The organism is Sulfuricurvum sp., assembly GCF_031427015.1.
Classification (GTDB): Bacteria; Campylobacterota; Campylobacteria; order Campylobacterales; family Sulfurimonadaceae; genus Sulfuricurvum.
In genome coordinates this window covers 136630-148844 of record NZ_JASJOW010000004.1, presented here as the reverse complement: position 1 = coordinate 148844, position 12215 = coordinate 136630, and the positions used below count along the sequence as shown (strand labels likewise).

Genomic DNA, 12215 nt, shown 5'->3' with positions numbered 1-12215 from the left:
ACTATGCAAGGTAAAACTCTACTCATCAGCGGCGGAACCCGCGGTATCGGAAAAGCAATCGTTTATGCATTCGCATCAAAGGGCGTCAATGTCGCATTTACGTATAACTCTAACGCGGAAATCGCTCAAGAGATCGTCAATGATGTTGAAAAACAATACGGTGTTAAATGTCGCGGATACGCTCTTAATATTTTAGAGCCGGATGAGTACAAAGAGGTTTATGCAAAATTTGACGAAGATTTCGATCGTCTTGATTATTTTATCTCCAATGCGATCATCTCAGGTCGTGCGGTTGTCGGCGGATTCGGTCCCTTTATGCGTCTCAAACCCAAAGGGTTGAACAACATCTATACCGCTACAGTCAATGCTTTCGTTGTCGGTGCGCAAGAAGCGGCAAAACGGATGGAAAAAGTAGGCGGTGGTTCGATTATCTCCATGAGCTCTACCGGAAACCTCGTGTATACTCCGAACTACGCCGGTCACGGAACGAATAAAGCGGCGGTTGAAGCGATGGTACGTTACGCGGCGGCAGAGCTCGGCGGATTAGGAATCCGTGTCAATGCCGTCAGCGGCGGCCCTATCGATACCGATGCTCTTAAAGCGTTCCCGAACTACGAAGAGGTAAAAGGGGAAGTGGTCAAACGCTCGCCGCTTAGCCGTATGGGGGAAGCCGAAGATTTGACGGGTGCATGTCTCTTCCTCTGCGGAGAAGGCTCTTCATGGCTTACGGGTCAAACAATCGTTGTTGATGGCGGGACAACATTTCAATAATCATGAATACGGCTACGGGCAAAGCCCGCTAGCCTACGTTAACACTGGGTTCTCTTCAGCAGAGAGCTCACGCGCAGTTTACCGCGCTTAAAAAACCAGAACCTAAAAGGCTAACTTGGTGTTTAATCTTCCCAATCTTCTCGCCCTCTCGCGCCTCCTTATCGCTCCGGTGATGTTTTGGATCATTCTCAATCCTCAGCTCTTCACCGATGCGGGATGGGATATCAGCTGGAGCTACTACGCCGCTGCTTTACTCTTTGTTATCGCCAGCGTTACCGACTTTTTCGACGGTTATATCGCGCGTGAACTCGATCAAATCACCATCGTCGGACAGATTCTAGATCCCCTTGCCGACAAGATGCTCACGTTAGCCGCCTTTTTAGGGCTTATGGTGAGCGGTGCCGCTTCGGCATGGGCAATCTATATCATTATTGTCCGCGAACTCTTTATCACAGGACTTCGTACCCTCTCCCTCTCCGAGGGGATCGATGTGAGTGCTTCAATGGCGGGTAAAGTGAAAACGGTCGCCCAGATGATCGCTATCGGATTTTTGCTGATGCATTGGCCGCTCGCAAATCTTCTCCTTTGGATCGCTGTTGCCCTTACCCTCTATTCGGGAGCCGAATACGTGATCGGCTTTAGTAAAGCCTATAAAGCAAAAGGATAATCGTGAGCTGGATCGTCGCCCTCGCCGTCTTATCGGTACTTATCTTCATTCATGAACTCGGACATTACAGTGCCGCCCGATTTTTCGGTGTCTATGTTGAAGTTTTCAGTATCGGTTTCGGTAAAAAACTTCTCTCGTTTCAGTGGATCGGAACGCAATGGCAAATCTCCGCCATCCCGTTGGGCGGCTATGTCAAAATGAAAGGACAAGACGATCTTGATCCCACTGCACTAAGCCGCGATAATGACAGTTACAACTCAAAAAAGCCGTGGCAACGGATCATTATCCTCCTCGCAGGGCCCCTTGCCAACTTCGCGTTAGCATGGGTTTTGTTTTACGCTATCGCACTAGGGGGGCCGCAAGCGCTCTCTCCGGTTATCGGAAATGTGGTAAAAGATTCTCCCGCAGCCTTAGCAGGACTCCAAAAAGGGGATATCATCCTCAGCGTTAACGGGGAGAAAATCCGAGAATGGAACGAACTCTCCGACGCAATCAAATCCTCTGTCGGAACGTTAACCCTACACGTTGAACGCAAGAACAATCTCCATCTTCTCAGTGTTACTCCAAAAATATCCGAAACGCAAAATATTTTTAAAGAAAATATTCAACGTCGGATGGTAGGGATTGCCCCTGCGGGCGTTACCCACACTATGGAACTCAATGCCATCGGTGCTCTCAAATATGCAAGTGAAGAGACCTATAACTCTTCGTTGCTTATCTTCCAAAGCGTCCAAAAACTTCTCACAGGAGTTGTCCCTGCCAAAGAGGTCGGCGGTGTGGTCAGTATTGTTCAGATCACGGCAGATGCAACATCGTACGGATGGATGAGCCTCTTTTTCTTCGCAGCCCTTATCTCCGTCAATCTCGGTGTATTGAATCTTCTCCCGATTCCTGCCCTTGATGGAGGACATATTATGTTCAATCTTTATGAGATGATCCGACGACGTCCGCCAAGTGAAGCCGTCATTACCCAACTCACCATCGGCGGGTGGGTTTTACTGCTCGGATTAATGAGTTTGGGACTCTATAACGACATTACAAGGTTAATGCAATGACACCTTTAGAACAAAAGCTCCATTTTGACCGTATTATCGAACGGGTCGAAAAAGCCCGTTTACGGGTGAATGACCACCACATCGTTAAAATTGTCGCCGCCAGTAAATACGTGGATGCCGAAGCGATCAAATCGCTCTATGCGATAGGACAGCGTGCCTTTGGAGAGAATAAAGTACAAGATTTGATTACCAAAAGTGAAGCGCTCCAAGAGCTACCGATTGAGTGGCATTTCATAGGTACCTTGCAAAAAAACAAGATTAACCATCTTTTAGGCGTACAACCGAGTTTGATTCACTCCATTGACTCATTAGAACTTGCCCATGCGTTGAATGAGCGTCTCGGGCGTGAAAATATGAGTATGCGTGCTTTGGTGCAGATTAATTCCGCCTATGAAGAGTCTAAAAGCGGGTTTTTCCCCGAAGAGATCAATGAAAAATATGCTCAAATAAAAGAAGAGTGCCCTCATTTGCATTTACAAGGGGTAATGTCTATCGGAGCGCATGTCGAGGATCCTTTACTTATTAAAAAAAGTTTTGAAACCACCCGTCGTATTTATGATACCCTCCCGAATGCCACGGTCTGTTCCATGGGGATGAGCAGTGATTTCGAACTTGCTATCGAATGCGGTTCAACCCTCGTCCGTTTAGGTTCCATTCTTTTCCCAAAACAGTAAATTCATTGTAAATTTAACTGTTTTTTCGTCATAACTCCCTTTTTCCTATGTTATAATAATATCTCATTTATATCGCAAAAAGGTAAAGAGTGAATAAAATCAAACAACGGGCTACTCTTTATTCCATTGCTCTTGTCATACTTCTTATTATTATTTTTATAGTTACTATCATCCAAGATAAAAAACATGTTTTAAATGAAAAAACATCCGCACACAGAGCCCTTTTGCGCAACTCTTTTGATTTAGCGATACTCGATACCCAAAAAGGGCTTAGTGAACTTGCCTGCAAAATTGCGGGCAACCGCGATATCGTCGATGCGTTTGCCGCACAGGATCGAGAAAAACTTTACCGCCTTACGCTCCCCTATTTTGAAGAAGCCAAACAACGCGGAGACGTTGATATGAGCGGATTTATCGGAGCGGACGGCGTCCATTTTCTCCGTCTTCAAGAACCGAAAAAATTTGGGGATAATATTTTACATAAACGTCCCGTTTTGGCTCATGCGATCACCACACGACAAAGCGTCACCACGTTGGATGTGACGATTTACGATGTTTCCGTAGTTACGATCATCCCTATCTTTAAAAATGAATCTTTTATCGGTATTATCCAAACCGTTGCCAAAATAGATCGTGTTCAAAAAAGATTGGATGCCCATTCGGGGATTAAAAGTGCCATCGCTTTTGATACTAAAAAGCTAAAAAATCTACTCCCCGATTCCAATCATATCGTTTATCAAGGTTACTCCATCGTCTCTTCAAACGATCCCCTCTTTAATCAACTTCCCGCCACATTTACGTTTAACGAGAGTAACCGCTATAGCATCGCTAGCAATGATTACGTCATCGCATCGCGCCCGTTAACCAACTATCAAAATGAGATCATTGCGATGATGACCTGCGCTTTTGATATTACCGAAGATGTCGCTGAATACGAAAGAGAGATACGAAATCTCATCGCTATCAGCCTCTTCTTAGTCACCGTTGTCGGTATTATTCTCCACTATGGATTTAATATTCTGATTCGTCGTATTGAACGTGATACGGAGATTACTCGCGAGCTGAATCAAAAACTCGAACATCAGCTCCATACCGATAACCTCACCTCGCTTCCGAACCGAAATGCTCTGATTCGAGATATTCACGCTACCCGTTTTTATGCGCTAATACTCCTCAATATTGACAATTTTAAAGAGATTAACGACTTTTACGGTCATGCGATAGGCGATGAAACTATTTTGGCATTAACCCAATCGATCCAAGAAGCTATTCGTGATTTACCGATGCAGCTTTATAAAATGCCTTCGGATGAATACGCCATTGCCCTGAGTGAATCCATGAGTTCGGCAAATCTTGAAGCGGCTCGCCTCTCGATTGTCCATCATCTGCAATCACAATATTATAATCTTCACGGAGCGAGTATTTACGTGACCTTAACAATGGGGATGGATATCGCACGAAGCCGCCATGTCCATGCCATTGATCTTCTCGCCAACGCCGATATGGCATTAAAATCGGCGAAAAAAAGACGTCTTAGTTATCAGCTCTACGATGAAACCATGCAAATCAGACAAGAGTACCAGCACAATATTCTCTGGAGTAAAAAACTCAAAGAGGCGATTGAAGAGAAACAGTTTTGCCTCTATTATCAGCCGATATTTGATGCCAAAAATGGTGAGATTGTCGAGCATGAAGCGCTCATCCGAATGATTGATAATAACGGAGAAATCGTCTCTCCGGGCTTTTTTCTCCCTGCGGCACGCCAATCACGTCTCTATCCGCTTCTCTCTCAATTTGTCATTGAGGAAATATTTACTATGTTGGAAACAACACCGTATACTTTTTCAATGAATCTTTCGATAGATGATATTTTTGATAAACCGACCAAAGAGTTTTTAATTCAAAAACTCCATGCTTCAGCCCATACCCATCGTATTATTTTTGAGTTGTTGGAGAGTGAGGGGATTGAAAACTATCCGGAAGTTTCTGCCTTTATTAGCGAAGTAAAACGATTCGGATGCCGTATTGCGATCGATGATTTCGGTACCGGTTATTCCAACTTCGCCCACATCATCAAGCTGGATGTCGATATTTTGAAAATTGACGGTTCATTGATCCGTAACGTCGATACCGATACCAACGCCCAAACCATTCTTACGGCTATTACCGAGTTCTCAAAACACTTAGGACTAAAAACGGTAGCGGAGTTCGTCCACTCCGAAGCGGTATATAACAAATGTATCGAATTAGGGGTTGATTACCTGCAAGGGTATTATCTCGGTGAACCTAAACCGCTCTAAGAAGAGAGGCTAAAACGGAACCCTTTGCGCTCTCCCTCGCACAAAACAATCTCGCCGCCGTGAGATTCGACAATGTTTTTTGAGAGAACCAACCCTAAACCGTTACCCCGCTCTTTCGTACTCTTAAAAGCTTCAAATAGCCACTTTTTATTCTCGATAGGAATTCCGCTGTCGTAGATCTCAAAGATATGATATTCCCCCTCTTTGGAGTGCTCTATTTCGATTTTTCCCTCTTCCTCTTCATCGAGTTCAATCGCATCAATCGCATTAAAAACAAAATTGGTAAATAACATCGTTAAAAGATCCAAATCCCCGAAAAGTTCGAAATCCTCTTCGGGAAATTTAAACTCGATAGGCTTAGCGTAGCTGTAATAACCGATAGCGCTCGTAAGCGCTTCACGGATTTGAAACCACCTGAGCGCATTTTTTTGAGCACTCACCCCTTTGGAAAACATCAAGGTCGCTTTAATAATCCGCTCAATCCGATAAAGCGACTTTTGGATCTCCGTCACGATCGGTTTGTTCTCTTCTTTAACCCGTTTCATCAATGTTGATGCCAAGAGGGCGATGGAACCGATCGGATTTCGGATTTCATGAGAGAGATGTGCCGCCATCTGCCCCATGGTAGCAAGGTTTTCTTTCCGTTTTTGCTCCGTAATATCGGTGGCACTTAACAAACGCTTCTCATTATGTTGTGCGGATTTGATTAGATACGAGCGCTCTTTAAACGTCATCTCGTAATCTTCCTCATCCAAATGCAAGGTATCGAAAAGTTTGCCTAATGCCTTACCTTGCGAATTTTGCAAAAAGATGGAGCCATCAGTTTCCACAATCCAAATCGCATTGGGAAGAAACTCGATAACTTGCTCAATCGTACTTTGAAGATATTCATACGACTGGCGCAGCGCTACATACTCTTCTTCAACTTTATAGGTTTGATCGATAAGAGCCTTAAGCTCTGCGGCAGAGATCGTTTCGGTCATTAGAAATCACCCAAATGCATCAAGATGCGATAAAGCCCGTAAGCATCACTGGTACCTGAGAGTTCACGAATCGAATGCATCCCCAAAGTCGGGACACCGACATCAAGGGTCTCGATTCCCAAACGGGTTGCACTGATAGGGCCTATTGTACTGCCGCATCCCATGTCACTGCGCGTTACAAAGGTTTGAGTCGGAATATGCAACGCTTTTGCACACTGGAGAAATCTCCCTTGGGTTCGTGCACTCGTCGCGTAACGTTGGTTGGCATTAATCTTGATCGCTACCCCCGCATTGAGCAGCGGTGCATGTTCAGACTCATGTTTGTTCGGGAAATTCGGATGTTGGGCATGAGCATTATCACACGATACCATAAGCGAACGGCGCATCAGCATCGTAAAGTTCTCTCCCGCAATGCGACGAAGGGTCTCTTCCACAAATGTCCCCCCTGCCCCAACGTGGGAATCACTTCCCACCTCTTCGTGATCCATACACGCAAGCATCATCGGATACGAGGTCTCTAACAACGCCTGAAGTCCCACATAACAGCTTAAGAGATTATCCAAACGCGCCGAGGAAATAAACTCGCTGTTGATCCCGACGAATGAGGCTTTTTGAGTATCATAAAAACTGAGTTCGTGCGCCAAAAGGGTTAGTTCACTGCTGTTTTCTTGGATCTGTGAGAGGATAAAGCTTTCAAAATCAACATCTCCCGTTGCAATGATGGGGACGATATCACTCTGGGCATTGATGGAGCGGGAACTGTTGGCATCACGGTCGAGATGGATGGCAAGTGAGGGGATTATCGCGATAGGGAGATTAATATTGATCAGTGCCTCTTTACGCACTTCACCGTCAAGATAGACGACGCGACCCGCCAATGCCAAATCACGATCAAACCACGGGTTTAGCAACACTCCGCCGTAGGGTTCGACTCCGAGCCGTTTTACCCCCGCAGAGGTCGTCAGAGGATTAGGTTTGAGACGCAGATGGGGAGAGTCGGTATGGGCACCTACGATGGTATACCCTTTTTCATTGCACGGAGGATAGGTAAAGGCGACAATGGAGGAATCGTTACGGGTAACATAATAGTCTTTCCCCTCTTCCAGCTTCCAAGTCTGGTCTTCTTCCAGTCTGATAAATCCTCGACACTCTAGCGTTTTCGCCATCCAATCGACCGCATGAAACGGGGTTGGGGAGGCATCGATAAAACTGATCATCTCTTCGTTAAATTCGCGCATAGTTTTTCCTAAATAATTTATTATTCCCCATAATGGCTCCACATCCGCAATATTCTCACCGTTTTGCTCTCTTCGATCACCTGATAGACCAAACGGTGCTTGATATTGATTCGTCGAGAATAGGCTCCGCTGAGATTACCGACGAGCTTTTCATAACTGGGAGGGGTTTGAAACGGATTACATTTGACGATCTCGATCAACTCTTTTGCTTTATCAGCCAACCCAGCGGCAGAGAGATTTTTGGCATCTTTCTGCGCCTCTTTGCTATAGAGGATCGTGTATTCTACCATTCGACCGATTCGCTAAATTCGCTATCACGTGCGTTCATCGCTTCGATAATCGATTGTGCCATATTAGGGATAGAGGTGAGGTACAACGTCTCTTCTATCGCCTTCCAATCCTCTTGGGAGACCATAACGGCGTTGTGGCGTTTGCCTGTGATGATAATCGGTTCGTGGCTCTGTGCCGTCTCATCGATGAGATTATAAATGTCGGATCGGGCTTGACTGGCTGTAATTACTTTGGTCATAATAGCTCCTTATACACAAATCGTACCTAAAAGCGTACGTTTTGTCAAATTTTATTCGTAATCATCTGAAACCTGATTAAAGTTTATATAAACTATTTATATACATTCTTATATTTGTTTGTTTTAGTGGTGCTTTTAATTCTTCTAAAACTTTTTTCATATTTGTGAATAAAGTTGCTGTACTTTTTCTCTGCACTTCAGACATATCATCTTCAAAAAAGCTATTTTCAATGTCATAATAAGGATCTAATAGTTGTACATATAGATTCATTCTTCCAATAATATTTACATCCAAATAGTTCATTGATTCTTTACTACACTGATGATATTCTCCTAAAACATAATCAGCAGATTTTTCATTTGCTTCAACTTTTTTAAGTAATTCTTTTTTCTTTTCAGGACAAATGTAATATTCTTTTTTATACTGAATATTTTGTTCTTTTATTGATTCATATTTCACTATTAAAGACCATAGTTTTTCATATTGTTTCATAGCTTTATCTGCATCTTCCCTATAAATAGAATCTAAATACTTCTCTTTTTCAACATAATAATTAACTCCCATAAATAATAAAACGATCAAAATTTTGTCAAAAATATAAAATACAACTTTTGTTGATCTTTTCGCATCTTTCAACGTAAGATTATTCTCCATTACAAACCTCTTTCTGAATATTTTCCTCGTTCAAAACCTGTCAAAATAAATATAAAACTAACTTATACTCCCAAGTTTTTACTTGGAAGCAAAATTTACTTTTTTCTAGCCTGCGCTAACGCACTCCCAGCTGCAGACTTCGATTGCTGACTGGTTCTACCATCTTGAAGAACCTTTGACGCCGCACTAGCCGCCTTTGCTGATGTTTGCTTGTTTGGAGCTTTTACTTGAGACAAAGCACTTGCCGCAGCAGTTTTTGATTTCGAGCCAGTACTTGTACTCGCTAATGTTTTAGAAGCATTTTTTGCCGCAGTTGCACTCGTTACTTTCTTATTTGTTGCCATTTGATTTCTTCCTTCTTGGTAATAAAGCTTTGTTTTTTTAAGAAAACAAGCTTTTTATTTTTGACCAAACTTTTGTTCTAAATTTTGGACTCTTATTTTGAGACTCTACTAAATCTATTTTATTATTAAAATATTTAGCTTTGTCCACCATATCTTTATGTTTAACAGCATCTATCTGCTCTTTTGTCCACGACTCCGCCCAAATGACTTGTCCATTTTTGATCCAGTAGTGTGATTGACACGATAAACTCCAACTACCAATGGAAGGGTTAAGTGACACACTATCCCCATTGTAGGACAATGTCCAACCTGTCGGCGTAATAGATGTGACAACTTTACTTCTGCAACCGCAAGCACATAAATGTGTTGCGGTTTTATACTCTATTGAAATATATAAGACACCTTCCTCTAACTTTTTAGGCATAAGGGTTACAAACTCATGCTGCATTTTCTGTCCGAATTAGGTTCATTGTAGAAAGAGTAAACAATGTTTGATCAACATCGACAAGTACCTGATAAAATCCTGCAGATTGCTTCCATGCCATAACAGCAAGCGATGCATTTATAGAGTTTAATTCAGCAATTTGAATATTACTTCCATAAACATTATCTTCTGATTTACTATAATTAAGAGTACTTTGAAGATGCTTACTCCTTGGTGTTATAAAGGATGTTGTACGTAACATGCCTGAGAGTTTATCGTCTTTAACACTCACTCCCATCCCTACATCAATATATTCAATCCCTTTTTCATCTAAATGTGCAAAGATAGCTTTTTTGATACTACCATCATCAACAGCAACAAAAATAAAATCTAAACCATCAAGCAAGGAAAGATGTTCTTCATCCATAAAGATAGGATGAGCAGTTATACCTCGATGCATTTTAGAATATATCCCGTTAAGATAAGTAACTTTTTTCATACTGGAATTTAGTTCTTCAATTGTTGGTGCCCCAGGTGTTCGAAATGCATTATGAGAATAGAATTCATCCCCATCAAAAATATGGATTTGCTGAACAGGTGTCTTAGCTACAAAGTCTAAAATATAAGACCCCGTACCACCAAGCCCTATAATTCCAATTTTGTAAGGCTTTAGTTTATCTGTAATATGTGAGATTGATGAACGACTAGAATTAGCATCATGATAATTAAAAGCGCTGTCATTATCCACTTCTTGGAATACTTTATGCTGTTTAGAAGTTGCTGTCGAATCTAAAGATTGAGCAGGAGACGATATCATTGCCACATATGCTGTCATCTTATGATGATAATCTCTATAGTTGCCTTCAGGCTTGCTAGAGAACATCATTTTTGATATGATGTCGTTCCCGTGATTTTGTGTACCTTTGGTATGTATAATTTCACTAATTTCTTTGCCATCTTTATGGCATGGTGCATCACCAATGAAATATGCTTTGTGATCTTGATCATACTTTGCTCGCCCGCCAAGAAGAGTCAATGTTGATATCAAGGTTCCGATAGCAATTTCACATTTATTATTTACATATGGAATATCTTCCACAACTAATATACCGCCTTTTATATATACAGTATAACCTTCATCCCTAAGTCGTTTAAGATCTGGACTATGATCGATTTGTAGATTCGACATGAAAAAGCATCCCTTCTTTTACTTTTACTGGTTTACCTATTACTAAATTGCCACTTTTGCCGTGTTCACCACGCTCATAAGCTACAGTTGCCATAGTGTTTTCACCTACTGGTACTCCTGCCAATTCAACTACTTTTTCATATGAGATTTTTTTCTCAGTGTATATGAAACTATTAGCATCTATGATAATAGTAAACTCTTTTTCTTGACCAGGGATTGTATCCCTACTATTTTCTTGGTTACTCAATTGTAACTCCAATATTAAATTTTGGCCGAATAAAAACCCGGTTAGCAAAATTATACATCAATTTCTAAAATTATTACATATATTAGAAATTTTATTGTATAAATTTCTATTTAATTCAATAAAATTAAAAAATAAAGCCGTATATTTTTCTAAATAATATATATATTTCAGAAATATTAAATATTTTATTTTATTTTTAAAGGCTATTTCTGCTACAATTTATATATTTCTAAAAAGGAGTTACTCATGGAAAATAGAATAAAAAGAATATATCATGAACTCTACACATTACCTCGTTCAAAAGAATATTTCGCTTCATTATTCGAAGTTAGTACTAAAACAATTGAAAACACGATTAATAATTATCAAGATGATATTGTTTATGACAAAAAATTATCAGGTTATAGATTTGTCAATTTATTGCCAAAATATATTTCATACGAGTCATTTTTCAAATTATTCGAAAATAGCATTGGAAACAATATTATAAAAAATGACTTTATTGATATTGGAAAGAAAATCAACAAATCGAACATTACGAATTACCCAATGATTGATACATCATCTTTATCCAATCTAGCACAAAAAATTATTTCATGTGATATCGCTATTAATCATAACTGTATTCTTCAAATCAATTACACTGGTAATGCAAAACCGAATGAAATCAAATACATTAGACCTCACACAATTATTTCAACTGGTTTTACATATTATTTATACTGTTCTTATGATGAAATTAATAAAAAAGATGTTGGTGAATTTCGGTCATTAGGCTTTAATGGAATGGCGAAAATAGATCCTCATGAATACATTAAAGATACTCACTTCAAAATAGATAAAATGGGTAATGCGTATGGGCTTTATGAGAAAGATCGATTTGTAACGCTAAAACTAATGAAATATTGTGCTAATTTCTTCAAAAGAGAAGGACTTTTACAAAAAGAAAATTTTGATTTTCTCATAGAAAATTCTGATGACTCAATTCTGATAAATATGTATTACAACGATCCTAAAGAAATTATCAGTCTTATTCAACAATGGATGCCTCAAATCAGTATCCAAAATAATATTGAACTGAAAAAAGAAATTTATTCAAAAATTCAATCAAATTTTGAGCAGTTAATTCAATCATAATC

The 12215-nt window shown here is 40.6% G+C and carries 15 protein-coding genes; 6 read left to right on the top strand and 9 right to left on the bottom strand.

Going from position 1 to position 12215, the window contains the following annotated elements:
• Nucleotides 1–3: 3 nt before the first annotated feature.
• The 5 genes from RMO68_RS09245 (at nt 4) to RMO68_RS09225 (ending at nt 5467) form a co-directional block, all read left to right on the top strand.
• The gene (locus RMO68_RS09245) at nt 4–771 is read left to right on the top strand and encodes an enoyl-ACP reductase (protein ID WP_310440461.1); all 768 of its coding nucleotides are present in this window, start codon (nt 4–6) and stop codon (nt 769–771) included.
• A gap of 118 nt (nt 772–889) precedes the next feature.
• Complete coding sequence (pgsA, locus tag RMO68_RS09240; protein ID WP_310440460.1) at nt 890–1438, top strand: CDP-diacylglycerol--glycerol-3-phosphate 3-phosphatidyltransferase; 549 nt, start codon at nt 890–892, stop codon at nt 1436–1438.
• Nucleotides 1439–1440: 2 nt separating this feature from the next.
• Entirely contained in the window at nt 1441–2493 is a 1053-nt protein-coding gene (rseP, locus tag RMO68_RS09235; protein WP_310440459.1) for an RIP metalloprotease RseP, read from the top strand.
• Nucleotides 2490–3167: a YggS family pyridoxal phosphate-dependent enzyme gene (locus RMO68_RS09230; RefSeq protein WP_310440458.1), complete on the top strand. Its 678-nt coding sequence runs from the start codon at nt 2490–2492 to the stop codon at nt 3165–3167. Before rseP ends, RMO68_RS09230 begins: the two co-directional genes overlap by 4 nt.
• An 89-nt stretch (nt 3168–3256) precedes the next feature.
• On the top strand, nt 3257–5467 hold the full coding sequence (locus RMO68_RS09225) for an EAL domain-containing protein (protein ID WP_310440457.1): 2211 nt from the start codon (nt 3257–3259) through the stop codon (nt 5465–5467).
• Here RMO68_RS09225 and RMO68_RS09220 read toward each other — a convergent pair.
• From RMO68_RS09220 to RMO68_RS09180, 9 genes are all read right to left on the bottom strand, one after another.
• Nucleotides 5464–6450, bottom strand: a complete 987-nt coding sequence (locus tag RMO68_RS09220; protein WP_310440456.1) for a HAMP domain-containing sensor histidine kinase — start codon at nt 6448–6450, stop codon at nt 5464–5466. The two genes, RMO68_RS09225 and RMO68_RS09220, sit on opposite strands and share 4 nt — an antisense overlap.
• The gene (locus RMO68_RS09215) at nt 6450–7688 is read right to left on the bottom strand and encodes a M18 family aminopeptidase (RefSeq protein ID WP_310440455.1); all 1239 of its coding nucleotides are present in this window, start codon (nt 7686–7688) and stop codon (nt 6450–6452) included. The genes RMO68_RS09220 and RMO68_RS09215 overlap by 1 nt, the downstream gene beginning before the upstream one ends.
• 20 nt (nt 7689–7708) lie before the next feature.
• Nucleotides 7709–7978, bottom strand: a complete 270-nt coding sequence (locus RMO68_RS09210; RefSeq protein WP_310440454.1) for a Txe/YoeB family addiction module toxin — start codon at nt 7976–7978, stop codon at nt 7709–7711.
• The gene (locus RMO68_RS09205) at nt 7972–8217 is read right to left on the bottom strand and encodes a type II toxin-antitoxin system Phd/YefM family antitoxin (protein WP_310440453.1); all 246 of its coding nucleotides are present in this window, start codon (nt 8215–8217) and stop codon (nt 7972–7974) included. Before RMO68_RS09205 ends, RMO68_RS09210 begins: the two co-directional genes overlap by 7 nt.
• A gap of 76 nt (nt 8218–8293) precedes the next feature.
• Complete coding sequence (locus tag RMO68_RS09200; protein WP_310440452.1) at nt 8294–8854, bottom strand: hypothetical protein; 561 nt, start codon at nt 8852–8854, stop codon at nt 8294–8296.
• Between the two features lie 113 nt (nt 8855–8967).
• Nucleotides 8968–9216 (bottom strand): hypothetical protein, encoded by a 249-nt coding sequence (locus tag RMO68_RS09195; RefSeq protein WP_310440451.1) that lies wholly within the window; start codon nt 9214–9216, stop codon nt 8968–8970.
• Between the two features lie 37 nt (nt 9217–9253).
• Nucleotides 9254–9664, bottom strand: a complete 411-nt coding sequence (locus tag RMO68_RS09190; protein WP_310440450.1) for a DUF6527 family protein — start codon at nt 9662–9664, stop codon at nt 9254–9256.
• Nucleotides 9654–10829 carry a ThiF family adenylyltransferase gene (locus RMO68_RS09185; RefSeq protein ID WP_310440449.1) on the bottom strand — a complete coding sequence of 392 codons (1176 nt, stop codon included), beginning with the start codon at nt 10827–10829 and terminating at the stop codon, nt 9654–9656. Before RMO68_RS09185 ends, RMO68_RS09190 begins: the two co-directional genes overlap by 11 nt.
• Nucleotides 10804–11076, bottom strand: a complete 273-nt coding sequence (locus tag RMO68_RS09180; RefSeq protein ID WP_310440448.1) for a multiubiquitin domain-containing protein — start codon at nt 11074–11076, stop codon at nt 10804–10806. Before RMO68_RS09180 ends, RMO68_RS09185 begins: the two co-directional genes overlap by 26 nt.
• A gap of 246 nt (nt 11077–11322) precedes the next feature.
• On the opposite strand from RMO68_RS09180, the gene RMO68_RS09175 reads away from it, so the two are divergent.
• Nucleotides 11323–12213 carry a WYL domain-containing protein gene (locus RMO68_RS09175; protein WP_310440447.1) on the top strand — a complete coding sequence of 297 codons (891 nt, stop codon included), beginning with the start codon at nt 11323–11325 and terminating at the stop codon, nt 12211–12213.
• Nucleotides 12214–12215 lie beyond the last annotated feature (2 nt).